The following is a 26,130-nucleotide window of genomic DNA, read 5'->3' on the forward strand; positions in this document are numbered from 1 at the left end:
CCAGCTGGTGAAACTGGAGCGCATGGGCGACTTCAGTGCGGAATCAATCTCTCCGACAACGCGCGGTGTTGCGTAATCGATTGCGGTCGCGCGCAGCGCAGGTTGTCTGCGTGTCCACTGTATTGCCGTCGCAACCATCTCGCTGCGACGCGCCGCTGCAATTGCTCTCCACCCGCGCTGGCGCACGCCGGCACGGGCCGGTGTTGCCCGTCGTTTGTCTGCCGTTCGAATCAGGAGCCCCGCATGCCGATGTTGTTGTCGCCTTTTTTCCGGACCACCGTTGCCAATGTGCGCCCGGTGCCGAGCATGCTCGGCAGCGCGTTGTGGCTGGCGCTTGGTGCCACTGCAGCGGCCCCTGCGGCCGCGCAGCAAACCGGCAACAGCGGCGAGGCCACACAAACGCTCGACAGCGTGGTCGTCACCGGCTCGCGTCTGCGCCGCGTGGATACCGAAACCGCCAACCCGGTGGTCACGGTCAGCCAGGAACAGATTGCCGCCACCGGCAAGGCCACGGTTGGCGATCTGCTGCAGGAGTTGCCGTCGATCGCCGGCAACGCCACCAATCCGTATACCAATAACGGCGGCGGCACCGGTGCGTCGGCCATTTCGCTGCGTGGTCTGGGCGACAAGCGCACCTTGGTGCTGGTCAACGGTATTCGACTGGCCTACAACGACGTCAACGCGATTCGTCCAGCATGATCGAGCGCATCGAAGTGCTCAGCGACGGCGCCTCTGCGGTGTACGGCTCCGACGCCATCGGCGGCGTGGTCAATTTCATCCTGCGCAGCCAGTTTGATGGTGTGCAGTTCAGCAGCGACTTCGGCACCAGCAGCGAGGGCGACGGCAACCGGCGCAACTTCACCCTGACCACCGGCAAGACCTGGGAGCGTGGCAGCCTGATCGGCGGCCTGTCGTACCACAACATCGATCCAGTCTCGGCAGCGGCGCGCGACTATTCCAGGGACGCGCTTGCGTTGACCAACGGGCAACCGGTGAAGCAGGGCTCGTCCGCAACGCCCACCGGCACCGTGAATTTCAACGATGGCTCGGATCAGTCCACGCAGCTTGCGCAAGCCAACGGCTGCGGGCGTGTCACCCTCAACAGCGGCGTCAGCGGTCGCGCCGGCCCGGGCGATTTCCACTGTTACAACACCAGTGCCGACTCCTACAACTACCAGCCGTTCAACCTGTTGCAGACCCCACAAAAGCGCACCAATGCGTTTTTGCTTGGCACCTATCGTTTCACCGACAACGTCGAGGGCTACGTCAACACCTGGTTCAGTAAAACCGAATCCGCCTCGATCATTGCGCCGATTCCGATCTTCGCCAACGGCGACAACATCCTGGTGTCGTCGCAGAGTTACTACAACCCGTTCGGCGTGAACTTCGGCACCGATCGCAGCACCGGCACCTCCTACAACGACCTCAACACGCGCGCCACCGTGCTGGGCAATCGCAGCTATCAATACAACACCTACAACTTCCAGATCAGCCCCGGCTTGCGCGGCCGCTTCGGCGACAGTTCCTGGCAGTGGGATGCCACCTTCAACTACGGCAAGGTCAAACAGAAGTCGATCAACAACGGCTTTCTCGACTATGCCGCATTCAATCAGGCCATCGGCCCCTCGTTCCTGGACAGCGATGGCGTGGTCAAGTGCGGCAGCGCGGGCGCGGCAATCGTCGGCTGTACACCGCTGAACTTCTTCAACCTCAACGACAGCGCCAACCTGTCCACCCTGCAGGGCATGGTGGTCAACCCTATCGTGACCAGCGTCTACACGGTCAAGCAATTCGAAGCCAATGCCAACGGCTCGTTGTTCGAACTGCCGGCCGGCACGGTCAGCCTGGCGACCGGCGTCTCCTATCGCAAGGAGCGCTCCACCACCGCCTCCGACCCGCTATGGACCGGCGACGAAGACGGCCTGTGCGGGGTGATCGAATTCTGTTCGTCCACGTTGGCCGGCAGTTTCGACGTCAAGGAGGCCTATGCCGAAGCGCTGTTTCCACTGCTGAAGGACCTGCCCGGCATCAACGCCTTGAACATCACGCTGGGCACGCGCTTTTCCGACTTCAGCTCGGTCGGCAGCAAGACCAACAGCAAGGTGTCGCTGGAATATCGCCCGATCGAGAACCTGCTGATCCGCGGCACGGTGTCGGAGGTGTTTCGCGCGCCCAACATCAACGAGCTGTACGCCGGCGTGGCCGGCGATGCGGCCACCGTCAACGACCCATGCAATGGCTACACCGGTGGCAATAGCGTGGCCTGCGCCAATGTGCCCACCGATGGCAGCTACCAGCAATCCGATGGCCAGGTGTCGGGCAAGGTGTCTGGCGCAGCAGTGGCCGGGTACCAGCTCAAGCCGGAAACCGGCAAGTCCTACGACGTGGGGCTGGTGTACGACCCGCAGTGGATCGATGGGCTGTCGCTGAGCGCGGACTGGTGGCGCATCGATCTGGAAGACACCATCACCACGGTGTCGGCGCAGACCGTGCTCAATCAATGCTTCGCCAACCCGGCCAGCTCCTTCTGCGCGTTGATCCATCGCAACGGCAACGGCACCATCAATTACATCGCCGAACCCACGGTCAACCTGGGCAAGCTGTGGGCCAAGGGCATGGACTTCAACCTGACCTACCGCGCGCCGCGCGCCGCATGGGGCAATCTCAGCGCCGGGCTCAACGGCACCTATCTCACCCGTTACGACGTGCTGCCCGATACCACCGACCCCAGCTCGGTCACCATCCACAATGTCGGCCGCTACACCCAGGCCTACGGCAATTTTCCGCGCTGGCGTGCGCTGGGCACGGTGAACTGGGCGTTGGACGACTGGAGCGCCACCTGGCGCATCCGCTATGTGGGGCACACCGCCATCGGCAATTCGGATCCGGACCAGAGCCTGTCGGCCGATTCCAGCGAGCCGATGGTGGTGCGCAAGATCGGCGCCTACGTCTACAACAACCTGCAGCTCGGCTACGTGGGCGTCATGCGTATGCACGCGCGTGTTGTCGCGATTGCATAGGCGGTTGTTGCAACGGCGCGCGCGGTCTGTGCGCGCCGACAGGAGCTAAGCTGAGCCCATGACCGAGACGTATCCGAGCGAATTGCCCAACGACCACGCGCCGAGCCTGTCGCGACGGCGCTTTCTGGCCTGGAGCAGCCTGGCGGTTGCGGCGGGTTTCCTGCGCTTTCCGGCGCAGGCCAGCGCCGCACAACCCGGCAGCGTGCGTGCGGTGCCGCTGGCGCAGGTGCGGCTCACGCCGTCGTTGTTCCTGGACGCGCTGCACACCAATCGACGCTATCTGATGCGGCTCGAGCCGGACCGGCTGCTGCACAACTTCGTGCTGTACGCCGGCCTCGATCCCAAGGCGCCTGCATACGGCGGCTGGGAGGCGGACACCATCGCCGGGCATACGCTCGGTCACTATCTCAGCGCATTGGCACTGATGCATGCGCAGACCGGCGATGCGCAATGCCGCACGCGCGCCGGGTATCTGGTCGCGGAGCTGGCACGCTGCCAGGCGCACGCGGGCGATGGCTATGTGGCCGGCTTCACCCGAAAGAACGCCGCAGGGAAGATCGAAAGCGGCCGCACGGTGTTCGATGAGCTCAGGCGCGGCAAGATCGACCCCGCGCCGTTCTACCTCAACGGCAGCTGGGCGCCGCTGTACACCTGGCACAAGTTGTTTGGCGGCCTGCTCGACGTGCACGCGCATTGCGACAATGCGCAGGCGCTGCAGGTGGCGGTAAGCCTGGCCGGCTATCTGCAAGGCATCTTCGCCGCTCTCGACGACGCGCAGCTGCAGAAGGTGCTGTCGTGCGAATTCGGTGGCCTCAACGAATCCTTCGTCGAGCTTCATGTGCGGACCGGCGATGCGCAATGGCTGGCACTGGCGCAGCGCCTGCACCATCACGCCGTGCTCGATCCCTTGGTCGCCCAGCGCGACGAACTGGTGCACCAGCATTCCAATACCAACATCCCCAAGCTGATCGGCCTGGCACGCGAGTACGAAGTCACCGGCGATGCAGCATCCGGCGCGGCAGCGCGCTTCTTCTGGCACACCGTCACCGACCACCACACCTACGTGATCGGCGGTAACGGCGACCGCGAGTACTTCCAGCAGCCGGATAGCATTTCGAAGTTTGTCACCGAGCAGACCTGCGAGCACTGCGCCAGCTACAACATGCTCAAGCTCACCCGGCATCTGTACCAGTGGGGTCCGCAGGCGGAGTTCTTCGATTACTACGAGCGCACGCTGCTCAACCACGTGTTGGCGCAGCAGCATCCGCGCACCGGCATGTTCACCTACATGACACCGATGCTGGCCGGCGAAGCGCGCGCCTGGTCGTCGCCGTTCGACGATTTCTGGTGCTGCGTCGGCAGCGGCATGGAGGCGCATGCCCAGTTCGGCGATTCGATCTACTGGCATGACGGGCAGGGCGTCTACGTCAATCTGTATGTGCCCTCCAGCGTGCGCGATGCCGCCGGGCTGGACATGACCCTGCGCAGCACGATGCCGGAGCAGGGCAGCGCCTCGCTACGCATCGACGCCGCGCCGGCCGAGCAACGCACGCTCGCACTGCGCGTGCCCGGTTGGGCGCAGTCGCCGAGGCTGCAGCTCAACGGCCAGCCGGTCGATGCCACCGTCAACGAGGGCTACCTGCGTATCACCCGCGTCTGGCGCGCCGGCGACATGCTCACGCTGTCGTTCGAGATGCCGCTGCGCCTGGAAACCACACCGGACGACCCCGCCTGGGTCTCGGTGCTGCGCGGGCCGCTGGTGCTGGCGGCCGACCTGGGCGATGCGGCAAAACCCTGGTCGGGCAAAACCCCGGCGTTGATCGGCGGCGATGAGGTCTTGCAGCGCCTGCAGCCGGTGGCGGGCCAGGCCGCGTTCGACTACAGCGACGGCAGCCAGCAGTGGCGCTTCTCGCCGTTCTACGCGCAGTTCGATCGCCGCAGCGCGCCCTACCTGGAGCATCGCGACGCCGCTGCATGGCAGCAGCATCAAGCCGAACAAGCCGCAGCAGACGCGAAACAACAGGCGTTGGACGCGCGCGCGTTGGACCGGGTCGCCCTGGGCGATGAAGCCTCTGAAAAAGCCCACGGCCTGCAAAGCGAAAGCTCCTACGCACTGAGCTACCGCCGCCGCGCCGGTCGCGACGCCCGCACCGGCGGCTTCATCGCCTTCACCCTGAGCAACACCACCCGGGCCCGGATCCTGCGCCTGCGCTATTGGGGCGACGAAACCCGCCGCCGCTTCCGCATCCTCGCCGACGGCGAACTCATCGCCAACGAACGCCTGGACGGCAATCGTGGCCTGGACTTCGTCGACGTGGATTACGCCTTGCCTGCAGCGGTCGCCGGCCGCGCCACCTTACAAATCCGCATCGAGCCGGAGACTGGCTACTCCGCTGGGCCCGCGTTTGGTTGTTGGGTGTTGGAGTCGGTTTGAGTGCTGTATCAAGCGCATATCGAAGGGATGACGGGGGAACCCACCCTAACTTTGAAGAGAGCATGGCACCGGAGAGCAAAAGAGGCCACGCCCGCAGCCACTCGAAAGAACTCAGACATGCAACATCAAACCCTTCTCCGCTCAGGAGAGGGGTTGGGGTGAGGGTACGGCGGTGAAGCCGCAGCCTATTTTCAATTGCACAGGCCCCTCGCTTCACCGAATTGAATCCCGCACCAGAGTTGACGTGAAGAGGTGTTGACCGAAGAACTGGTTCCCACGGACAACGGAACAGAGTTCTGTGGCGAGGCTATGGGCGCATGCGCGTGGTGTGCAGCGACGTCTGATCCAACCTAGCGAGCCGAACCAGAACTCTTACGTCTAACTCGTTCAGTGGCAGGCAGCACGACGAATGCCTTAACGAGCACTGGTTCCCCGACATCCCCCCGCCCTGAGTAGCGGCTTGGTTTAGAGTCCCGGGTTAATGATATCGGTGTTTGCCAGATGTTGGGCATACGCAGCCGGCGTCATGCCGCCAATTGCTTTCTTGGGTCGGTCCTCGTTGTATTCGCGTCGCCAGCGTTCGATCTCGGTGCGCGCGTGCAGCAACGTCGGGAACCAGTGCTCGTTGAGGCATTCATCGCGTAGCCGGCCGTTGAAGGATTCGACGTAGGCGTTCTGGTTCGGTTTGCCTGGTTGGATCAGCCGCAACTGCACGCCACGGGCATGCGCCCAGGCGACCATTGCCTTACCGCAAAACTCCTTGCCGTTGTCGGTGCGGATCACCTGCGGCAGGCCGCGACTGTGTGCCAACCGATCCAGGACGCGCGCAACCCCGTGCCCAGAGATCGCGCGCTCCACCTCGATGGCGACCGCTTCGTGCGTTGCGTCGTCCACGATCACCAGACACTTGATCACTCGGCCTTCGGCGGAGCGGTCGAACACGAAGTCCATCGACCACACCTGGTTGGCCTGCGCTGGCCGCAGCAGCGGCTGACGCTCGCCTATTGGCACTTTTTTGCGCTTGCGCCGTCGGACCTGTAGCTGCTGTTCGCGGTACAACCGCTCCACGCGTTTGTAGTTCACGATGCGCCCTTCCTGTCGCAGTTTGAGATAGATCATCCCCACGCCATAGCGACGATGGCGATGCGCCAGCGCAAGAATGCGCTCGCGCAGTTCGCCGTTGCGGTCTTGGCGTGGGCAATAGCGCAGCGCGCTGGCGCTCATGCCGATCACTGCCAGCGCACGACGCTCGCTGGCACCACGCCCGATCCACTCGCGCACCAGCATACGACGCGCCGGTGCGCTCACCACTTTTTTCGCAACGCATCCTTGATCAGGTCGTTCTCGAACAACTGCTCGGCCAGCAACTTCTTCAGCCGCGCGTTCTCGGCCTCAAGGTCCTTGAGCCGCTTGGCATCGGGCACGCTCATGCCGCCGAACTTGCTACGCCACAGATAGTACGAGGCCTCGCTGAAGCCATGGCGCCGGCACAGATCCTTGATCGCCACGCCGCCTTCGGCTTCGCGCAGGAAGCCGATGATCTGCTCTTCGGTAAAACGCTTCTTCACGTCCAATCTCCTTGGGGTAGGGAATTGGACTCCAAACTGAGGTGCTACTCAAAATTGGGGGGACGTCGGTGGCAAGGTCAGCGTTGACGTTCTCTCGCTCGTTGTTCCAGAGCTCTATGCAGGGAAGGGTGGTGTCGCTGCAAAGGCAGCCACAGGCTTGGGCGACGCGTTCAAGGCCGATGATGTAATTGATTACCTGAATTCGACGCGACCAAATCCTAACAGCTTAATTAGAGATGAGGCTGGCTCGGTCGCTAACTCTGAAGTTGTCAATTATTTCAGGGTCGAGGGCGGTGGGACGGGCACTGCTACGAGTAAAAATCGTATTACTGCGAACTCTGATGGTAGTATAAGCATTAATCCCGGCTGTTCTGGTCAGCTTTGTGTAAGTGTGGGGGCCGCCGATCACGCGGTTTATTATCTTTCAAATAAGCGGCCTGACGGTTCTGTCATAGTTTTTGAGGTTGATGCTAGTCTCCATGGTGAAATTATGAATTCCGCTATACCTCAGCGCCCTATTCCGGGCATTCCTAGAGATCCTAAGGCGCCAAAAATTGTGGATCCTAATAAGCCCGGTACAGCTTTAGAGCTTCCTAAGGTGTGGGAGTCATTGCTGGAGAATGGGTCTAGAAATGCAAGGGTTTACACTCATGATGAATTTTTGAAGGAGTTTGGAAAGTGAAATTGAATAGAAGTATTTTTGATGATTTATATAGTGGCGAGAAAGCTATATGTTTTTTTGTGCACCATGGGAAGTGTTACTGGGTTTTGGATCATAAGTACAATTTTTCTCTTGATGCGGAGCGTGATTATAAGGCACACCTTGACAAAGGGAATATAAATAAAGAGCAATACCTGTCGGCTTGTGAGAGCTTTAGGGGTGGCGTACTTAAGTTAAATTCAGAGAATTTCTTTAAATACTTGAAAGTTGATGGTGTGGTCGTAATTTCAAAAGATGATCTCGAAAGAACTTTTTTTTCCGATAGCGCCGGTGATGTTTTGTCAATTTTTAACTCTGTTGAAAAATATTATCTATCTGGGGTTGAGTTGAATGCACATGATTTTAGAGTTGCTGGAAATATTTCAACACTACTTCCTATGTTTTATATCAATTTCGATAGAATGATCTATATGCACTTGGATCATGGTAGATTTCATGAAGATCTTGTTTATCCCGGCTGGATTGCAAAAAATGTTGATTTCAATTTTCTAATACCAGAAAAAGAAAAATATTGGATTGCTAGAGGGGACTGCTGGAAAATTAGATTCATTCAGGGCGCGGTTTAGTTACGTAAAAATTTATTTAACACCTGTGAGTGGATTTTTAACTTTAATTGGGAAGATGCATCTATTTGTATTTATAAATAATAAATGTTTGTACTTGTCGTAGGAATTGACCCGATGACCGAAGCTCGCGTGCGGACCGGTGTCAGTTTCCACGCCAACTGAGTACTAGCTATGAAAAAAGACAGAGGCTTAAGGTTGAAACTCAGTGTCGAACCCGTTGGGACTCGGTCAACCCAATAGTCATGTAGGCCTTGCAGTCAGCGATATGGTGGGGCTAGCACATGTTTGATTGGTTGGGTTCAGACGGTTTATTCGTGTAGTCACGGCTTGCACAGATGCTCTGCCACGCTGCGAAGCGCTTACAACACTTCAGGCAGTCATGACGCAAAGTACTTCAAGAAAGTCGCAATGGTTCGGCCTCGTCGGCTGGCTGGTGCTGTCCTATGCGGTCGCTGGGCTTGGTGCAAAGGCATCCATCCAGGCGGCCAGCTTCTACGCAGAACTTGCGCGGCCGGTGTGGGCACCGCCGGGGTGGTTGTTTGGACCGGTATGGACAGTGTTGTACGGAATGATGGCGGTGTCGGTCTGGTTGGTGTGGCGGCGTGGCAGCGTGGCAGCCGGGCGGGGACGCGTCCGGCGCTGGGCCTGTTCGTGCTGCAGTTGACGCTCAATGGTTTGTGGAGCTGGCTGTTCTTTGCGTGGCAGTTGGGAGCCTGGGCGTTTGCCGACATCGTGGCGCTGTGGCTGGTGTTGGCCGGAACGATCGCCGTGTTCGCGAAGCGGCAGGCACTGGCGGCGTGGTTATTGGTGCCGTATCTGGCGTGGGTGAGCTTCGCGGCTGCGCTCAACTTTTCGGTCTGGCAGCTCAATCCTCAGGTGCTTGGCTGATCTTTCTGCTGCGCTTGCTGACTTGCACAGTGCGTCGCGGCGATGGCGATCATCTACCGTTGATCCGAAGTGATCTGTTGCTTGGCGTAGTGACACCGGCAGCGATGTGATGCACTCGCGCACAAGCGATCCCTCAGCCGCATCGCCTTAGCCAAGTCGCACGACTGCATCAATCCATGCTCGAAACCTGCGCAGCGCCACCCACTGAAGCCGCTCCAAAAGTTTCCATAGCAATCAACTGCTTGTGAGCGCGTCGCTTAAATCCCTGAGCTGCAAGGTTTTCTGTTCTGTTTGCCGAGCACGTGCGCCTGCCCTTTCACGCAGCGCTTGACAGGCCTCGGCCCTGTGATGTCTTTTGCACGCATGCCTAACGCCTCCGCCATCTCCTCGCTTACCTGTCAGCCGCAGCTGCGGCCGGGTGCGGGCGTGGCCGGCATTAGCACCACCATTACCACCGTCACCATTCGCCCGGTGCGGCCCGTCGTTTTCGCGTAACTTCCGAAAACAACGGCCCCGCACCCGGATCAGGATGCGGGGGCTTTCCTCCCTCATCTGATGCGGACGGGGCCTCCCTAACGAGGTCTGTCGATGTCATCGCCTGTTGTTTCGTTCGAACCCGCTGCTGTCGCCGCATCTTCCGCACGCACCGTCGTGCACAAATTCGGCGGCACGTCGGTGGCCGATGCCGAGCGCTACCGGCATGTGGCGCAGTTGTTGCTGGCACGCGACGAGTCGGTGCAGGTCACCGTGGTGTCGGCGATGAAGGGGGTGACCGATGCCTTGATCGCGCTGGCCGAGCTGGCCGCACAGAACCGCCCGGAGTGGCGCGAACGCTGGCATGAAACGCGCGCGCGCCATCGCGGTGCGGCGGTGGCCTTGCTTGGCGAACACTCGGGGCCGACGGTGGAGTGGCTGGACGAGCGCTTCGAGCACCTGTCGCAAATCCTGGGCGCATTGGCGGTGATCGGCGAGCTGCCGCGCGAGGTGCTCGACCGCGTGCAGGGCCTGGGCGAGGTGTATTCGGCGCAGTTGCTGGGCGACCATTTCCGCGCGCTTGGCGAGGATTGTGCGGTGCTGGATGCGCGCGATGTGCTGGTGGTCAACCGTGGCGAACTCGGTGTCGATGTGGACTGGGACACCAGCGCGCAGCGGCTTGCGACCTGGCGCCAGGCGCATCCGCAGACGCGCGTGGTGGTCACCGGGTTCGTTGCGCGCGACCGCGCCGACCGCATCACCACGTTAGGGCGCAATGGCAGCGATTATTCCGGTGCAATTTTCGCGGCCCTATTCGATGCCGATGAGCTGCATATCTGGACCGACGTGGACGGCGTACTGTCGGCCGACCCGCGCGTGGTGCCGGAAGCGGTGCAGCTGGAAACGCTGAGCTACGACGAGGCCTGCGAGCTGGCCTATTTCGGCGCCAAGGTGGTGCACCCGCAGACCATGTCGCCGGCGATCGAGCGCGGTTTGCCGATCATCATCCGCAATACCTTCCAGCCCGAACATCCGGGTACGCGCATCACCGCCAGCAGCGCGGTGAGCGGGCCGATCAAGGGGCTGACGCTGAGCCCGGATCTGGCCGTGCTCAACCTGGAAGGCACCGGCCTGATCGGCGTGCCGGGCACCGCCGAGCGGGTGTTCGCGGCGCTGCGCACGGCGCAGGTGTCGGTGGTGATGATCTCGCAAGGTTCTTCCGAGCATTCGATCTGTTGCGTGGTCAAGCAGCATGAATCCGAGCGCGCACGCAATGCCTTGCTGCAGGCCTTTGCGCATGAACTCACGGTCGGTCAGGTGCAACGTGTGCAGCTGACCACCGGCATCAGTGTGCTGGCCGCAGTGGGCGATGGCATGGCCGGGCAGCCGGGTGTGGCGGCGCGGCTGTTCGAGTCGCTGGGGCGTGCGCAGGTCAATATCCTGGCGATCGCTCAGGGGTCGTCGGAGCGCAACATCTCGGTGGCCATCGACGCGGCGCATGCGACCAAGGCCTTGCGCGCGGCGCATGCCGGCTTCTGGTTGTCGCCGCAGACGTTCTCGGTGGGCGTGATTGGCCCGGGTAATGTGGGTGCGGCGTTGCTGGACCAGTTGCGCATTGCGCAGCCGCAGTTGCTGGGCAAGGCCAACCTGGATCTGCGCCTGCGCGCAGTGGTCTCGCGCGGCCGCATGCTGCTCGACGAGCGCGGCCTGGTCGGCAACTGGCGCGATGCTTTCGCCTCCGCAGCCACCGCGACCGATCTGGAGCGTTTCACCACGCACCTGTTATCCGCGCATCTGCCGCATACGGTGATCATCGATTGCAGCGGCAGCGCAGAAGTGGCCGATCGCTACGCGGACTGGTTGGCTGCCGGCATCCATGTGGTGACGCCGAACAAACAGGCCGGCTCCGGCCCGTTGCAGCGGTATCAGGCGATCCGTGCGGCGGCCGATGCCAGCGGGGCGCGCTTCCGTTACGAAGCCACCGTGGGCGCCGGCTTGCCGGTGATCACCACGCTGCGCGATCTGGTCGATACCGGCGATGCGGTGACCTCGATCGAGGGCATCTTTTCCGGCACGTTGGCCTGGCTGTTCAACAAGTACGACGGCAGCGTGCCGTTCGCCGAACTGGTGACGCAGGCGCGCGGCATGGGCTATACCGAACCTGATCCGCGCGACGATCTGTCCGGCGTGGATGTGGCGCGCAAGCTGGTGATCCTGGCGCGCGAAGCAGGGCGCGAGATCAGTCTGGAAGATGTGCAGGTCGAAAGCCTGGTGCCCGAAGCACTGCGCCAGGCCAGCGTCGAAGATTTCATGGCGCGCCTGCATGAGGTGGATGCGACGTTTGCGCAGCGCCTGGCCGATGCACGTGCACGCGGCAATGTGCTGCGCTATGTCGCGCAGCTGCCGCCGGATCGTGCTCCCAGCGTGGGTCTAGTGGAACTGCCTGCCGATCATGCGTTCGCCAATTTGCGCCTGACCGACAACGTGGTGCAGTTCACCACGCGTCGTTATTGCGAGAATCCGCTGGTGGTGCAGGGGCCTGGTGCGGGGCCGGAAGTCACCGCGGCCGGCGTGTTTGCCGATCTGCTGCGGGTGGCGGCGGGCGAGGGGGCACGCTTGTGAATCAGGCGGTTGCAGACCAGTCCGCGGAGATGCAACAGGTGGCGATTGCTGCGCGCGAGCTTGGCCAGGCACGCGCCTTCGCACCGGCCTCGGTGGCGAATGTGGCGGTGGGATTCGATCTGCTCGGCTATCCCATCGACGGCGTCGGCGACACCGTCAAGGTGCGGCGCATGGATGCGCCCGTGGTGCGCATCGCCGCCATCCGCGGCACCACGGTGGCCCTGCCGCTGGATGCCGAACGCAACACTGCGGGTGCGGCCTTGATGTCGTTGCGCGCGGCGTTGTCGCTGCCGTTCGGCTTTGAAATCGAAATCGACAAAGGCATCGCCTTGAGTTCGGGCATGGGCGGCTCGGCAGCGTCATGCGTGGCGGCGTTGGTTGCCGCCAACGCGCTGCTGGATGCGCCGCTGAGTAACGAGCAGCTGTATCAGCACGCACTCGATGGCGAGGCGGTGGCCAGCGGTAGCCGCCACGGCGACAATCTTGGCCCGTTGTTTTTGGGCGGCCTGGTGCTGTGCACGCTGGAGCGTCTGGTGCCGATCAGCGTGCCGGCGGCGTGGCACAGCCTGCTGGTGCATCCGGACGCGGTGCTGGAAACCCGCCGCGCGCGCGAAGCCCTGGCCGGCGACTATCAGCTGCGCGAGTTCGTCGCGCAGAGCACCAACCTGGCCTTGGTGCTGGCCGGCTGCCATGCCGGCGATGCGGGGCTGGTGCGGGCGGGACTGCGCGATGTGCTGGTCGAACCACGCCGCGCGCCCTTGATCGCCGGCTTTGCCGCTGCCAAGCAGGCCGCGCTGGATCACGATGCCTTGGGTGCCAGCATCTCCGGCGCCGGCCCCAGTGTGTTCGCCTGGTTCGCATCGCGCGCGGCCGCCGACGCTGCCGCCGCATCGGTCAAGGCCGCCTTCGCAGGCGTTGGCCTGGATAGCCAGCACTGGGTGTCCCCGATCGCCAGCCCGGCCGCGCGGTTGCTCGTATGAGCCATCGCGCGGATGTCGTCGTCGATCGATCGCCCGCGCACGGCAGGCAGGCCGTGCAGCGCGCAAGGCACGCTTCAACCGACCACCACCTCGCTGATCTGCATTACCGGCGCAAGATCGGTGTAGTTGGCGATATCGGCCAGGATCTCATCGGCATGCGGCCCGAAGCTGGCGCCGAAGGCCTCCACCGACTCGCAGAAGATATGGCACATGCCGATGAAGGCGGGGGGGCTGCCCGGCTCGCCGCCGCTGATGCCCTTGTCCACCGTATAGCGCAGGCAGGCCGCGCCCATCCGCGCGCTCACCAGCGGCATGTGGGTGTCGCGGTAGTAGGCATGGTCGAAGCGGGCGCCTTCGCGGTACGGGTACATCACGCTGACCTTGATCATCTGCCGGCTCCACTGGAAGGTGCGCGCAGCATAGCGCCGCGCCGCCCTTGCCGGGCGCCCCTGCGGCGCAGCGCGGCCATGCCGCAGTGTCCAGTCTTTTCATTCACGGGCCACGCCCCGTCTTCGCCTTGTCTGGAGTCGTCATCATGAACTTCCTCTCCACCCGTGGCGGCGCACCCGCCGCAAGCCTGAGCCAGGCGATTGCCGCCGGCCTGGCACCCGATGGCGGCCTGTACGTGCCGCAGGCCCTGCCACCGGCACGCACGCTGACGGCAGGTGCCACGCTGGCCGACACCGCCGCCACGTTGCTGCAGCCATTCTTCGACGGCGATGCATTGGCGCCAGAGCTGCCGGCCATCTGTGCCGAAGCGTTCGACTTCCCGGCGCCATTGGTGGCCCTGGGCACGCCCGGCGATTACGCGCTTGAGCTGTTCCATGGCCCGACCGCCGCGTTCAAGGATTTCGGTGCGCGCTTTCTTGCGGCCTGCCTGACCCGCCTGCGGCGTGCCGAAGGCCGGCCGCTCACCATCCTGGTCGCCACTTCCGGCGACACCGGCGCTGCGGTGGCGGCGGCCTTCCATCGCCAGCCGGGCCTGCGCGTGGTGGTGCTGTATCCGGATGGGCGCGTGTCGCCGCGTCAGGCGCATCAGCTGGGCTGCTTCGGCGACAACATCCAGGCCTTGCGCGTGGCCGGCACGTTCGACGATTGCCAGGCGATGGTCAAGCAGGCCCTGAACGATGCCGCGCTGCAGTCGCAGCTGCCGCTGAGTTCGGCCAACAGCATCAGCCTGGGCCGCTTGCTGCCGCAGATGAGCTACTACGCGCACGCCGCCCTGCAGCACCATGCCGGCGCGGGGGCGGCGCTGAACCTGGTGGTGCCCACCGGCAACCTGGGCAACGGGCTGGCGGCGATCCTGGCGCGCGCGCTCGGCGTGCCGCTGGGCCGTATCGCGCTGGCCTCCAATGCCAATCATGTAGTGCCGGATTATTTTGCCGGCGACGATTACGCGCCGCAGCCCAGCGTGGCGACGCTGGCCAATGCGATGGACGTGGGCGCGCCAAGCAACTTCGAACGGCTGCGCTGGCTCTACGACGGCGACGATGCCGCGTTGCGCGAGGCATTCCGTGCGCTTTCGGTGGACGATGCCGCGATCCGCCAGACCGTGCAGCAGCGCTTTGCCCGCTATGGCGAAGTGCATTGCCCGCATACCGCCACCGCCGTGCATGTGCTGGAGCAGCTGCGGGCGGAAGGGGCCGAAGGCGGCACCGGCGACTGGGCGGTGGCGGCCACCGCGCATCCGGCCAAGTTCGAGGGCGTGGTCGAGCCCCTGATCGGGCGCGAGGTGGCCGTGCCGCCGGCGCTGGCCGCGCTGCTGCAGCGTCCCGCGCATGCCGAAACGCTGGCGCCGGACTACGCCGCGTTCCGGCAGCGCCTGCTTGCGGATGCGGCCTGACCGAACGTGTTCAGGGTATTGGGGTTGGAAAGTGCCGCCCATGGGGCTATTTCTAGCGGGTGCGGCCCCAGCGTGGCGCCGCGTCCGATGTGGGTTGGTGCATGTCTTATCGAGTGATCGCCGTTGCCGCCGCGTTGTGCGGGTGGGCAGCGGCTGGAGCGGCCAGCGCGGCCGATGCCATGTCTGCCTCGCCGTTGCCGGCGCTGGGCGCACCGCGTATCGGTCTGGTCGATGCATTGGCGCGGCAGGCGCCATCGCTGGATCGCCAGGTGCTGGCGCTGGCGGCCGAAGCCTTGCAATGCGCGCGGCAGCGCCAGCAGGTGGGCACCGAGCGCGTGCTCAGCGTCATCGACTACAGCCGGCCGTCGACCGAGCGCCGGCTATGGGTGTTCGATCTGGAGCGGCAGCGGCTGCTGTTCCAGGAATGGGTGGCGCACGGGCGCAATACCGGCAACAACCTGGCGGCGAAGTTCTCCAATGACGACGGCAGTTTCCAGTCCAGCCTGGGCGCATTCACCGCGCAGGAGTCGTATACCGGTCACAACGGCTATTCGTTGCGGCTCAAGGGCCTGGAGCCCGGGTTCAACGATCATGCGCGCGACCGCGCGATCGTGATCCACGGCGCGCCCTATGTCAGCGAGGCGGTGATCCGCACGCAGGGCCGGCTCGGCCGCAGCCTGGGCTGCCCGGCGGTGCGTCCGGCGGTGGCCAGGCAATTGATCGATACCTTGCGTGAAGGCGCCTTCGTGTTCGCCTACTACCCGGACCGGGCCTGGCTGCGGCAATCGCGGTTGCTGGGTGGCGGCTGCGGTGCGTCGGTGGCAAGTGCGAATGCGGGCGGGCGCTGAGGCGTTCCGGCTTGCCAGCTGTTAAGTCTCAGACGGTATCGCCGGCGAGGCTGCGCAGCGCCGCGTAATCCAGGATCTGCACCAGATGCAGCTGCGGCAGCGCGATCAACTGCTGTTGCCTGAGTTTGGTGAAGGTGCGGCTGACCGTTTCCACGGTCAGCCCGAGATGGTCGGCGATATCGCTACGGCTCATCGGCAGCGCGACGGTGTCGCCGCTGGCGCCGGGCTGGGTGGAGCGGGCCGCCAGGCGCAGCAGGAAGTGCGCCAGCCGTTCGCTGGGTTGCAGGCGCGCCAGCAGCAGGCCGGTGTCCTGTGCGGCGGCCAGTTCCATGCTGGCGCGCTGCAGCAGCTTGCGTTCCAGCTGCGGATAGCGCTCGCGCAACTGGCGCATCTGTGCCATCGGGGTGCGGCAGACCCGGCTGTCGATGATGGCTTCGATGTCGTGGCGGTGCTGCGGCGTTTCGGTCAGGCCGACATAGTCGCCCGGCAGCACGAAGCCGGTGACCTGACGGCGGCCGTCGGCCAGCGTGCGCACCATGCGCAGCGCGCCGGAAGTCAGCGTATAGACGTGCTGGCGGATGTCGCCGGCGCGCACCAGGGTGCTGCCGGGCGCATAGGACTGGGCGCTGGTGGCCTGGTCGAGCGCGTCCATTTCCTGCGGCGACAGCGCCGCGCAGATGGCCCGGCCGCGGACTGCACACAGCGCGCAGTCGGAACCGCGCGCATCGCTGCGCCCGGACGCGCTGGGCGCCGGGCAGGTCGTGCTGGGGTCTGAAAGCTGCCGGTACATGAGTCACGCACTGCTGGAACGCAGGTGAATGATACGCCATGCGGTCAGCGCGGCCGCCCAGCCGGTAGAATTGCGCGTTCGCCACATTGCCCTGCAGGAGTTTCGCTCGTGATCAAGCCCCGTACGCCGCCCGGCATCATGGAATTGCTGCCGCGCGAGCAGATCGCGTTCCAGCGCATGCTGGACGTCATCCGCCGCAACTACGAGCGGTTCGGGTTCCTGCCGGTCGAAACTCCGGTATTCGAGCTGTCCGATGTGTTGCTGACCAAGTCCGGTGGCGAGACCGAGCGCCAGGTGTATTTCGTGCAGTCCACCGGTGCGCTGGCCAATGCCGCCGCCGCGGCGGACGAAGGTGGCGAGGGGGGCTTGCCCGAGCTGGCGCTGCGCTTCGACCTGACCGTGCCGCTGGCACGCTACGTGGCCGAGCACGAGCACGACCTGAGCTTCCCGTTCCGCCGCTACCAGATGCAGCGCGTGTATCGCGGCGAGCGTGCCCAGCGCGGGCGTTTCCGCGAGTTCTACCAGTGCGACATCGACGTGATCGGCAAGGATGCGTTGAGCATCCGCTACGACGCCGAGGTGCTGGCGGTGATCCACGCGGTGTTCGCCGAGCTGGGCATCGGCGCGTTCAAGGTGCAGTTGAACAACCGCAAGCTGCTGCGCGGTTTCTTCGAAAGCCTGGGCGTGGCCGAGGGCGAGCTGCAGCTGGCGGTATTGCGCGAGGTCGACAAGATCGACAAGCGCGGCGCCGACTACGTGCGCGACACGCTGGTGGGCGAAGGCTTCGGCATCGCCGCCGAGCAGGTCGACAGGATCCTGGCCTTCGTGGCGGTGCGCTCGAACGGGCATGCCGATGCGCTGGCGCAGTTGCAGGCGCTGGAGGCCTCGGTCGCTGCGAGCGCGACCCTGGGCGAGGGCATCGCCGAGCTGCGCGAAGTGCTGGAGCTGGTCAAGGCACTGGGCGTGCCCGAGAGCGCGTACTGCCTGAACTTCTCGATCGCGCGCGGGCTGGACTACTACACCGGCACCGTCTACGAAACCACGCTGACCGACCACCCGCAGATCGGCTCGATCTGCTCGGGCGGCCGCTATGAAAGCCTGGCCAGCCACTACACCAAGTCCAAATTGCCCGGCGTGGGCATCTCGATCGGCCTGACCCGCCTGTTCTGGCAGCTGCGCGAGGCCGGCCTGATCCAGGGCATCGCCGAGAGCAGCGTGCACGCGATGGTGGCGCTGATGGACGAGTCGCGGCTGGAGGACGCGCTGGATATCGCGCGCCGGCTGCGCATCGGCGGCATCAATACCGAAGTGCAGATGGAGCCGAAGAAGATCGGCAAGCAGTTCCAATACGCCGCACGCGCGGGCATCCGCTTCGTGGTGCTGGCCGGCGACGACGAGCTGGCGCGCGGGGTGGTGGCGGTCAAGGACCTGGTGCGCGAGCAGCAGTTCGATGTGGCCCGCGACGAGCTGGCCAGCACCTTGCAGGTGGAGCTGGAGCAGGCCAAGGCGATGCTGGTGGCCGGTAACGTCAACGGCGATTGACGCCTCCGGAAGCGGCGCGATGGCGCCGCCAGGGTGATAAAGACGGTCAGCAGCGCTCACGCCTGCTGAAGCATGCACAGGCCCACTGGCACCTCGGTGTCGGTGGGTTTGTCGTTTCTGGTCCGCCGCACGGTCCGGGACTTCTCTGAGCGCTTTGCCCGTCGGGCTTGTCTCGGGGCCTGCCTTTGCGTTAATGTACTAACACGCTATTACATTAACGCAATGAAACAACGACCCGCCCCCCGCGAAACCACCGACGTCGCCGCCTCTCTCAAGAGGCTGGCCGATGCGCTGGCGTGCCTGAAGGACCCCGGCGCGGTCGAGGCCTTTCTGCGCGACCTGTGCACGCCCGCCGAGCTGGAGGCCATGTCCGACCGTTGGCGGGTGGTGCCGTTGCTGATCAAGGGTGTGCCCTACCGCGAAATCCATGAGCTGACCCAGGTCAGCGTCACCACCATCGGGCGCGTTGCGCGCACGCTGGAACACGGCGCCGGCGGCTATGCCGCGGCCCTGCGCGAGCAAGCCGCGCGCCCTGACGAATCCCACTGAGAGAACAAGATGAGTGCTTCCACGGCAGCACCGGCACGTGACCGGTTGCGTATCGCCATCCAGAAGAGCGGCCGCCTGGCCGAACCGGCGCGCAGCCTGCTGGCGGCCTGCGGGCTGAGCTGGCGGCAGAGCCGCGACAAGCTGTTCTGCTACGGTGAATCGCTGCCGGTGGACCTGCTGCTGGTGCGCGATGACGACATCCCCGGCCTGATCGCCGATGGCGTCTGCGATCTGGGCATCGTCGGGCAGAACGAACTCGAAGAGCAGGCATCCGAGCGCCGCCGCAACGGCCTGCCGGCCGCGTATCACGCGGTGCGCGGGGTCGGTTTCGGCCAGTGCCGGTTGATGCTCGCGGTGCCGGAAGAGTGGGACTGGCAGGGCGTGGCGCAACTGGCCGGCAAGCGCATCGCCACCAGCTACCCGGCAATCCTGGCCGACTGGCTGGAGCGCCAGGGCATCGACGCGGCGGTAGTGGAGCTGTCCGGTTCGGTGGAGATCGCCCCGCGCCTGGGCACCGCCGATCTGATCTGCGATCTGGTTTCCAGCGGCGCCACCCTGGCCGCCAACCAGCTCAAGCCGGTCGAGCTGGTGATGGAGAGCGAAGCGGTGCTGGCCGGTGCGGTGCGCGAGCCGGCCGACGCACGCGCCGCGCTGCTGGCGATGCTGCTGCGGCGCATGGACGGCGTGCTCAAGCTGCGCGACAGCAAGCTGCTGATGTTCCGCGCTGAACACGGCAACGTGGATGCGCTGCGCCGTCTGCTGCCCGATGCCGAGCCGCTGGTGCAGCTGCCCGACGATGGCAACGGCGCGTTGCGCCTGCAGACCATGTGTCATGGCGCGGTGACCTGGCAACGCTTGGAAGAACTCGAACGCGCAGGTGCGCAAGGTCTGATGGTGTTGACGGTGGAGCGCTCGCTGGCATGAATATTCTCGATTGGTCGCAACTGGACGCCGCTGCACGGACGCAGGCATTGACCCGCCCGGTGCAGACCGTGGCCACGCAGACGCGCGACGCGGTGGCTGCATTGATTGCCGATGTGCGTGCACGCGGCGATGCCGCCTTGCGCGAGATCACCGCGCGTTTCGATGGCGTGGCGCTGGACAGCTTTGCCGTGAGCGAGGCCGAATTCGCTGCCGCCGAAGCGGCCGTGGCGCCGGAACTGCGTCAGGCCATGGAGGATGCGGTGGCGCGCATCGACACCTTCCACCGCGCCGGCATGAGCGACGGCTATGCGGTGGAAACCGCGCCGGGCGTGGTGTGCGAAAAGATCGTGCGGCCGATCGGCCGGGTCGGCCTGTACGTGCCGGCCGGCAGTGCGCCGTTGCCGTCGACTGCGTTGATGCTGGGCGTGCCGGCACGTCTGGCCGGGTGCCGTGAGGTGGTGCTGTGCACGCCGCCGCGCAAGGACGGCAGCGTGGATCCGGCAGTGCTGGTTGCCGCGCAGCTGACCGGCGTGCGCCGGGTGTTCAAGCTCGGCGGTGCGCAGGCGATTGCGGCAATGGCGTATGGCAGCGAATCGGTTCCGAGTTGCGACAAGCTGTTCGGCCCGGGCAACAGCTTCGTCACCGAAGCCAAGCAGCAGGTGGCGCAGTCCGGCGCCGCGGCGATCGACATGCCGGCCGGCCCGTCCGAAGTGCTGGTGATCGCCGATGCCGGTGCGCAGCCGGCCTTCGTTGCCGCCGATCTGCTGTCGCAGGCCGAACACGGCCCGGACTCGCAGGTACTGCTGCTGTCCGACAGCGATGCGCTGATCGCGGCGGTGCAGGTGGAGCTCGACACCCAACTGGCGCGACTGTCGCGCGCCGGGATCGCAGGCCAGGCGTTGGCGCAATCGCGCCTGATCAAGGTGCAGACCCTGGACGAGGCGTTTGCGATCAGCAACCGCTATGCACCTGAGCATTTGATTCTCGCGCTGCGCGAGCCGCGTGCGTGGCTGAGCCAGGTCGAAGCGGCCGGCTCGGTGTTTCTCGGCGATTACACGCCCGAAGCGCTGGGCGATTACTGCAGCGGCACCAACCACGTGTTGCCGACCAGCGGCGCGGCGCGCGCCTACAGCGGCGTGAGCGTGGCCAGCTTCCAGAACATGGTCAGCGTGCAGGCCGCCAGCAAGGCCGGCATCGACGGCATCGGCGCATGCGCACTGATTCTGGCGCGGGCCGAAGGCCTGGATGCGCACGCCAATGCAGTGGCATTGCGCATGGGAGTGGCAGCATGAGCACGTCCTCGATTCTGGATCTGGTGCGCGAGGACCTGCGTGCGTTTGCCGGCTATTCGTCGGCACGCACCAGCGCCTTGCAGGGCGATGTGTGGCTCAACGCCAACGAGTCGGCCTGGGGCAATCCGGCCGACCCGGGCGCAAGCACGCGGCGGTATCCGGATCCGCAACCCAAGGGCTTGCGCAGCGCACTGGCGGCGCTGTACGGCTGCACGCCCGAGCAGCTATTGATCGGCCGTGGCAGCGACGAGGCAATCGATCTGCTGGTGCGCGGCCTGTGCGTGCCCGGGCGCGATGCGGTGGTGGTGACCCCGCCGGTGTTCGGCATGTACGCGGTGTGCGCACGCCTGCAGAACGCACCTCTAGTCGAGGTGCCGCTGGTGGATGGACCTGACGGTTTCCACGCGGATATCCCTGCGATCGTCGAAGCAGCGCTGAGCTCGCAGGCCAAGCTGGTGTTCCTGTGCTCGCCGTCCAACCCGGCCGGCTCGGCGATTGCCCTGGACGAGATCGAAACCGCCTTGCAGGCATTGCAGGGCAGGGCGCTGGTGGTGGTTGACGAAGCCTACGGCGAGTTCTCTGACATAGCCTCGGCAGTGAGCCTGCTTGCGCGCTACGACAATCTGGCGGTGTTGCGCACGTTGTCCAAGGCGCATGCGCTGGCAGCGGCACGCATCGGCAGCCTGATCGCCAACGCCGAGTTGATCGCCTTGTTGCGGCGCTGCCAGGCGCCATACCCGGTGCCGACGCCGTGCGCGGCAATGGCCGAACAGGCCTTGTCCGCGCCGGCGCTGGAGGTCACGCGCCGGCGCATCGCCGAGGTGCGCAGCGAGCGCACACGCGTGCACACCGCACTCGAGCAGCTGGCCGGCGTGCGTCAGGTGTATCCCTCGCAGGGCAACTTTCTGCTGGTGCGTTTCGACGATGCCGAGGCGGCATTCCAGGCGCTGCTGGAGGCCGGCGTGGTGGTGCGCGATCAACGCGCGGTACCGCAGCTGTCCGATGCCCTGCGCATCACCCTGGGCACGCCCGAACAGAACGCGCGCGTGCTGAGCGCGCTGCAACGCACGCAGGAGGCCGCCGCATGACCCCGATTCTCTTCGTCGACCGCGACGGCACGCTGATCACCGAGCCGGCCGATTACCAGATCGACGCCTACGAAAAACTGCGCCTGGTCGACAACGTGATCCCGGCGATGCTGAAGCTGCGCGACGCCGGCTATCAGTTCGTCATCGTCAGCAACCAGGATGGCCTGGGCAGCGAGAGCTATCCGCGCGCGTCCTTCGATGGCCCGAACAACCTGATGCTGCAGATCTTCGCCAGCCAGGGCATCGTGTTCCGCGAGGTGTTGATCGACTGCAGCTGGCCGGCCGACAACGCGCCCACGCGCAAACCCGGTGTCGGCCTGATGGTGCCTTACCTGCAGGACCGCACGATCGACTGGGCACGCTCGGCGATGGTGGGCGACCGCATCACCGACATCCAGTTCGCGCAGAACCTCAATATCCGCGGTTTCCAGCTGCGCACCGACGAATTCGGCGGCGAGTGGGACTGGCCAGGCATTGCGCACGAGCTGGCCGATGCGCCACGGCGTGCGGTGGTCCAGCGCAACACCAAGGAAACCAAAATCCGCGTCGAACTGGATCTGGATCGCGTGGCCGAACCGAAGACCGCCACCGGCCTGCCGTTCTTCGACCACATGCTGGAACAGATCGGCAAGCACGGAGGCTTTGCGCTGGATATCCGCGCCGAAGGCGATCTGCATATCGACGAGCACCACACCATCGAAGACACCGGTCTGGCGCTGGGCCAGGCCTTGCGCGAAGCGCTGGGCGACAAGCGCGGCATCGGCCGTTACGGCTTCGACCCCGACGACAGCCCGTGGCGTGTGGCCGGCGATACCACCCAGCATGGCTTCACGTTGCCGATGGACGAGACCATCGCCAGCGCCGCGCTGGACTTCAGCGGCCGGCCGTACTTCGTGTTCGAAGGCCAGTTCAAGCGTGAGCGCGTGGGCGACATGCCGACCGAACTGGTCCCGCATTTTTTCCGCTCGATCTGCGATGCCTCCGGCCTGAACCTGCACCTGAGCGTGCGCGGCGAGAACGATCACCACAAGGTCGAGGCCTGCTTCAAGGCCCTGGCGCGTGCCCTGCGTCAGGCGATCCGCCGCGAAGGCACCGCGCTGCCAACCACCAAGGGTGCGCTATGACCGATGTCGCGTTGATCGATGCCGGCGGCGCCAACCTGGGCTCGGTGCGCTACGCATTGGAACGGCTGGGCGTGGAAGCGCGCCTGGTACGCGATGCAGCAGGGTTGCAGGGCGCGCAGCGGGTGATCCTGCCTGGCGTCGGCGCCGCGCCCGAGGCGATGTCGCGCCTGCGCGCACAGGGCCTGGTCGAGCCGTTGCGGCAGTTGCAGGTGCCGTTGATCGGCATCTGCCTGGGGATGCAGTTGCTGTTCGAACATTCCGAAGAAGGCGATGTCGATTGCCTGGGCGTGCTGCCGGGCATCGTGCGGCACATGACGCCCGCACTCGGCATACGCGTGCCGCATATGGGTTGGAATCAGCTGGTGCCGATGCGCGACTCCGCGTTGCTGGCCGGTTTGCCGGAGCGCGCCAGTGCCTATTTCGTGCATGGGTATGCCGCGCCGATGACGGCCGACACCGTGGCCGCCTGCGACCATGGCGGTCTGTTCACCGCAGTGGTGCAGCACGGCCTGCGCTGCGGCGCGCAGTTCCACCCCGAGCGTTCGGCCGAGACCGGTGCACGCATCCTGCGCAATTTTCTTGAGATGAGCTTCCCATGAGTTTCACCGTTTACCCGGCGCTGGATATCCGCAACGGCCGCGTGGTGCGCCTGCTGCAAGGCGACTACGCACGCGAGACGCAGTACGGCGACGATGTGCTGCCACGCGCGCAGGCATTTGCTGATGCCGGCGCGCAGTGGATGCATCTGGTCGATCTGGATGCAGCAAAGGCCGGCGGTTATACGCTGGCGAGCACGCTCGGCGAGATCGCCCGTGCCACCGGCTTGCAGGTGCAGACCGGCGGTGGCGTGCGCTCACGCGAGGACGTGGCACGCATCCTCGATGCCGGCGCCGCGCGCGTGGTGATCGGCTCGTTGGCGGTGCGCCAGGCCGATACCGTCATCGCCTGGCTGCAGGAATTCGGTGCTGACCGGCTGACCATCGCGCTGGACACGCGCCAGGACGCCGACGGCGTATGGCAGTTGCCGGTGCATGGCTGGACCGAAGCGGCCGAGGCCACGCTGGATCAGTTGGCCGTGCGCTATGCGCAGGCCGGCCTGCAACATCTGCTGTGCACCGACATCGCGCGCGACGGCATGTTGTCCGGCCCGAACATGGACCTGTACGCGCACTTGCGCGCGCTGGCGCCGCAGTTGCAGGTGCAGGTGTCCGGCGGCGCGCGCAACCTGGCCGATGTCGCTGCGGCCAAGGCTGCCGGCTGCGCCGGCATCGTGCTCGGCAAGGCCTTGCTGGAAGGGCATCTGGCATTGAAGGAGGCACTGGCATGCTGAGCCGCCGCATCATTCCCTGCCTGGACGTGCGCGACGGACGCGTGGTCAAGGGCGTCAAGTTCCGCGACCACATCGACATGGGCGACATCGTCGAACTGGCGCTGCGCTACCGCGACCAGGGCGCAGACGAACTGGTGTTCTACGACATCGGTGCCAGCCCGGAAGGGCGCTCGGTCGATTACACCTGGGTCGAGCGGGTGGCGCGGCTGATCGATATCCCGTTCTGCGTGGCCGGCGGCATTGGCGATGTGGAAACCGCGCGCGCGGTGCTGCATGCCGGTGCCGACAAGATTTCGATCAACTCGCCGGCGCTCGGCAGGCCGCAGCTGATCTCCGAGCTCGCAGACGCCTTCGGCGTGCAATGCGTGGTGGTCGGCATTGACTCGATCCGCGAGGACGATGGGCAGTGGCGCGTGCGCCGCTACACCGGCGATCCGAGCAAGACCCAGGCCCTGCCGATGCGTACGCTGGACTGGGTGGCCGAAGCGCAGCGCCTGGGCGCCGGCGAGATCGTGCTCAACTGCATGGATAACGATGGGGTGCGGCGCGGCTACGACATCGGGCAGCTGCGCCAGGTGCGTGCGCTGTGCCACGTGCCGTTGATTGCCTCCGGCGGTGCGGGCGACATGCAGCATTTTGCCGACGTGTTCGACCAGGCCGATGTCGATGGCGCGCTGGCGGCAAGCGTGTTTCACAGTGGTGCGATTCCGATCCCGGAACTCAAGCAATTCCTGCGCGCGCAACAGATCGAGGTACGTGATGGGCAGTAACGAGACGGCAGCGGGCGATGCGCTCGCAACGCTGGACTGGCGCAAGGGCGATGGCTTGTTGCCGGTGGTCGTGCAGGACGCCGACAACCTGCGCGTGCTGATGCTGGGCTACATGAACGCCGAAGCGCTGGCGGTCACGCAGCAACGCGGCGAAGTCACCTTCTTCAGCCGCAGCAAGCAGCGCCTGTGGACCAAGGGCGAGAGCTCGGGCAACGTGTTGAAGGTGGTGTCGATCCAGACCGATTGCGATGCCGACACGCTGCTGGTGCAGGCGCGCCCGCATGGGCCGACCTGCCATCTTGGCCGCACCAGCTGTTTCCCCACCGCGCCCGGCCAGTTCCTCGGCAGCCTGGATGCCTTGATCGCCACGCGCGAGCAGGAGCGCCCGCACGGCAGCTACACCACCAAGCTGTTCGAGCAGGGCATCCGCCGCATCGCGCAGAAGGTGGGCGAGGAGGGCGTGGAAACCGCGCTGGCCGGCGTGGTGCAGGGCGATGCCGAGTTGCTCGGCGAGTCGGCCGACCTGCTGTATCACCTGATCGTGCTGCTGCGCGCGCGCGGCCTGGGTCTGGGCGATGCGGTGGCGCTATTGGAGTCGCGGCACAAGTAACGTAGTCATGTAGGAGCGCACCCGGGCGCGACGGGCGTTATCGGTAATGCCCGTCGCGCCCGGGTGCGCTCCTACGGAATGTGTCGGCCTGTCTTTCGCGCCGTGCGCCTGGCGAGGGCGGGTACAATTTCCGCTGATCTTCGCGCG

The 26,130-nt window shown here is 65.0% G+C and carries 20 protein-coding genes and 3 pseudogenes; 20 read left to right on the top strand and 3 right to left on the bottom strand.

The genetic code is table 11. The annotated features are described in order from the left end of the window. Positions 1-243 precede the first annotated feature (243 nt). The 3 genes and pseudogenes from XARJCFBP2528_RS02720 to XARJCFBP2528_RS23790 form a co-directional block, all read left to right on the top strand. Positions 244-2,975, top strand: a pseudogene (locus tag XARJCFBP2528_RS02720) (TonB-dependent receptor plug domain-containing protein); the annotation flags it as partial. Positions 2,976-3,078: 103 nt separating this feature from the next. Then, complete coding sequence (locus XARJCFBP2528_RS02725; protein ID WP_016903930.1) at positions 3,079-5,454, top strand: glycoside hydrolase family 127 protein; 2,376 nt, start codon at positions 3,079-3,081, stop codon at positions 5,452-5,454. Between the two features lie 270 nt (positions 5,455-5,724). Next, positions 5,725-5,894 (top strand): annotated as a pseudogene (locus XARJCFBP2528_RS23790) (integrase core domain-containing protein); the annotation flags it as partial. Positions 5,895-5,919: 25 nt separating this feature from the next. Here XARJCFBP2528_RS23790 and XARJCFBP2528_RS02730 read toward each other — a convergent pair. Then, positions 5,920-7,022, bottom strand: a protein-coding gene (locus XARJCFBP2528_RS02730) for an IS3-like element IS1403 family transposase (protein WP_102596355.1) whose coding sequence is annotated in 2 segments (ribosomal slippage) — positions 5,920-6,764 and positions 6,764-7,022 — 1,104 coding nt in all. Because the reading frame shifts where the segments join, the coding sequence is not laid out codon by codon here. Positions 7,023-7,179: 157 nt separating this feature from the next. Between XARJCFBP2528_RS02730 and XARJCFBP2528_RS23950 the strand changes: the two genes are divergently transcribed. From XARJCFBP2528_RS23950 to XARJCFBP2528_RS02750, 5 genes and pseudogenes are all read left to right on the top strand, one after another. Further along, a complete protein-coding gene (locus XARJCFBP2528_RS23950) occupies positions 7,180-7,704 on the top strand; it encodes a hypothetical protein (protein WP_144424253.1) in 525 nt (174 codons plus the stop codon). Then, positions 7,701-8,309 (top strand): hypothetical protein, encoded by a 609-nt coding sequence (locus XARJCFBP2528_RS21945; RefSeq protein WP_080591443.1) that lies wholly within the window; start codon positions 7,701-7,703, stop codon positions 8,307-8,309. The genes XARJCFBP2528_RS23950 and XARJCFBP2528_RS21945 overlap by 4 nt, the downstream gene beginning before the upstream one ends. Positions 8,310-8,688: 379 nt before the next feature. Next, a pseudogene (locus tag XARJCFBP2528_RS02740) lies at positions 8,689-9,197 on the top strand (TspO/MBR family protein). Positions 9,198-9,785: 588 nt separating this feature from the next. Further along, a complete protein-coding gene (thrA, locus tag XARJCFBP2528_RS02745; protein WP_026064771.1) occupies positions 9,786-12,293 on the top strand; it encodes a bifunctional aspartate kinase/homoserine dehydrogenase I in 2,508 nt (835 codons plus the stop codon). 29 nt (positions 12,294-12,322) lie between these two features. Further along, positions 12,323-13,273 carry a homoserine kinase gene (locus tag XARJCFBP2528_RS02750; RefSeq protein ID WP_026064772.1) on the top strand — a complete coding sequence of 317 codons (951 nt, stop codon included), beginning with the start codon at positions 12,323-12,325 and terminating at the stop codon, positions 13,271-13,273. A gap of 74 nt (positions 13,274-13,347) precedes the next feature. On the opposite strand, the gene XARJCFBP2528_RS02755 is transcribed toward XARJCFBP2528_RS02750, so the two are convergent. Beyond that, positions 13,348-13,662, bottom strand: coding sequence for an EthD family reductase (locus XARJCFBP2528_RS02755; protein WP_016904306.1), 315 nt, complete (start codon positions 13,660-13,662; stop codon positions 13,348-13,350). Between the two features lie 143 nt (positions 13,663-13,805). On the opposite strand from XARJCFBP2528_RS02755, the gene thrC reads away from it, so the two are divergent. Together thrC and XARJCFBP2528_RS02765 are read left to right on the top strand one after the other, a co-directional pair. Beyond that, the gene (thrC, locus tag XARJCFBP2528_RS02760; RefSeq protein WP_026064773.1) at positions 13,806-15,116 is read left to right on the top strand and encodes a threonine synthase; all 1,311 of its coding nucleotides are present in this window, start codon (positions 13,806-13,808) and stop codon (positions 15,114-15,116) included. 101 nt (positions 15,117-15,217) lie between these two features. Continuing rightward, a complete protein-coding gene (locus XARJCFBP2528_RS02765) occupies positions 15,218-15,964 on the top strand; it encodes a murein L,D-transpeptidase catalytic domain family protein (protein WP_026064774.1) in 747 nt (248 codons plus the stop codon). Between the two features lie 28 nt (positions 15,965-15,992). On the opposite strand, the gene XARJCFBP2528_RS02770 is transcribed toward XARJCFBP2528_RS02765, so the two are convergent. Then, positions 15,993-16,616, bottom strand: coding sequence for a Crp/Fnr family transcriptional regulator (locus tag XARJCFBP2528_RS02770; protein WP_080591401.1), 624 nt, complete (start codon positions 16,614-16,616; stop codon positions 15,993-15,995). Between the two features lie 246 nt (positions 16,617-16,862). Here XARJCFBP2528_RS02770 and hisS point away from each other — a divergent pair, with 246 nt between their 5' ends. The 10 genes from hisS to hisIE all read left to right on the top strand — a co-directional run bounded on the left by hisS (position 16,863) and on the right by hisIE (position 25,983). After that, positions 16,863-18,296, top strand: coding sequence for a histidine--tRNA ligase (hisS, locus tag XARJCFBP2528_RS02775; RefSeq protein ID WP_016904310.1), 1,434 nt, complete (start codon positions 16,863-16,865; stop codon positions 18,294-18,296). Between the two features lie 222 nt (positions 18,297-18,518). After that, positions 18,519-18,845 (top strand): YerC/YecD family TrpR-related protein, encoded by a 327-nt coding sequence (locus XARJCFBP2528_RS02780; protein ID WP_016904311.1) that lies wholly within the window; start codon positions 18,519-18,521, stop codon positions 18,843-18,845. 9 nt (positions 18,846-18,854) lie between these two features. Further along, the gene (hisG, locus tag XARJCFBP2528_RS02785) at positions 18,855-19,769 is read left to right on the top strand and encodes an ATP phosphoribosyltransferase (RefSeq protein WP_026064776.1); all 915 of its coding nucleotides are present in this window, start codon (positions 18,855-18,857) and stop codon (positions 19,767-19,769) included. Further along, a complete protein-coding gene (gene hisD, locus XARJCFBP2528_RS02790) occupies positions 19,766-21,061 on the top strand; it encodes a histidinol dehydrogenase (RefSeq protein ID WP_039815715.1) in 1,296 nt (431 codons plus the stop codon). The genes hisG and hisD overlap by 4 nt, the downstream gene beginning before the upstream one ends. Beyond that, entirely contained in the window at positions 21,058-22,149 is a 1,092-nt protein-coding gene (gene hisC, locus XARJCFBP2528_RS02795; protein ID WP_016904934.1) for a histidinol-phosphate transaminase, read from the top strand. Before hisD ends, hisC begins: the two co-directional genes overlap by 4 nt. Continuing rightward, positions 22,146-23,273: a bifunctional histidinol-phosphatase/imidazoleglycerol-phosphate dehydratase HisB gene (gene hisB / locus XARJCFBP2528_RS02800; RefSeq protein ID WP_016904935.1), complete on the top strand. Its 1,128-nt coding sequence runs from the start codon at positions 22,146-22,148 to the stop codon at positions 23,271-23,273. Before hisC ends, hisB begins: the two co-directional genes overlap by 4 nt. After that, a complete protein-coding gene (gene hisH / locus XARJCFBP2528_RS02805) occupies positions 23,270-23,872 on the top strand; it encodes an imidazole glycerol phosphate synthase subunit HisH (RefSeq protein WP_016904936.1) in 603 nt (200 codons plus the stop codon). Before hisB ends, hisH begins: the two co-directional genes overlap by 4 nt. Beyond that, positions 23,869-24,603 (top strand): 1-(5-phosphoribosyl)-5-[(5-phosphoribosylamino)methylideneamino]imidazole-4-carboxamide isomerase, encoded by a 735-nt coding sequence (gene hisA, locus XARJCFBP2528_RS02810; protein WP_016904937.1) that lies wholly within the window; start codon positions 23,869-23,871, stop codon positions 24,601-24,603. Before hisH ends, hisA begins: the two co-directional genes overlap by 4 nt. Further along, a complete protein-coding gene (hisF, locus tag XARJCFBP2528_RS02815; protein ID WP_047124286.1) occupies positions 24,597-25,373 on the top strand; it encodes an imidazole glycerol phosphate synthase subunit HisF in 777 nt (258 codons plus the stop codon). Before hisA ends, hisF begins: the two co-directional genes overlap by 7 nt. Further along, positions 25,363-25,983, top strand: a complete 621-nt coding sequence (hisIE, locus tag XARJCFBP2528_RS02820; RefSeq protein ID WP_047124287.1) for a bifunctional phosphoribosyl-AMP cyclohydrolase/phosphoribosyl-ATP diphosphatase HisIE — start codon at positions 25,363-25,365, stop codon at positions 25,981-25,983. Before hisF ends, hisIE begins: the two co-directional genes overlap by 11 nt. Positions 25,984-26,130: the final 147 nt, after the last annotated feature.

The organism is Xanthomonas arboricola pv. juglandis (assembly GCF_001013475.1).
GTDB lineage: Bacteria > Pseudomonadota > Gammaproteobacteria > Xanthomonadales > Xanthomonadaceae > Xanthomonas > Xanthomonas arboricola.